Below are 330 nucleotides of genomic sequence, written 5' to 3' on the forward strand. Positions count from 1 at the left end.
GGTCGTAATCGAATCGGCTCGCCAGCCGACCCTGGGTGCGGTAGACCTCGCGGTGCAGCGCATCGCGCTCGACATCGCAGATCGTGTGGTGGGTGCCGTCCGCTTCCAGGTTGAGCTGGTGCAGGTGGCCCGAGCCGTAGAAGAGGGCGTTGAGCACGCGGCCATCGGGCAAGTGGGTGCGGGTACGGTTACCGAGCACATCATAGGCATGGCCCAGCACGCGCGGGGTGCCCCCGGCCAGGGTCTGGGTTTCGGCCAGCAGCTGACCCAGCGGGTCGTAGGCGAAGGCGACGGTGGCGGCCGGGTTGTGCGCGGCGGTCAGGCGCCCGA

The 330-nt window shown here is 69.7% G+C and carries 1 protein-coding gene; it reads right to left on the reverse strand.

Annotation, left to right across the window (positions count from 1 at the left end):
- Window positions 1-330: RHS repeat protein (locus DNK49_RS23515; protein WP_133255189.1), on the reverse strand; the 330-nt coding region annotated here is incomplete at both ends.

The organism is Parazoarcus communis SWub3 = DSM 12120 (assembly GCF_003226565.1).
In the GTDB taxonomy this organism is placed as follows: domain Bacteria; phylum Pseudomonadota; class Gammaproteobacteria; order Burkholderiales; family Rhodocyclaceae; genus Parazoarcus; species Parazoarcus communis.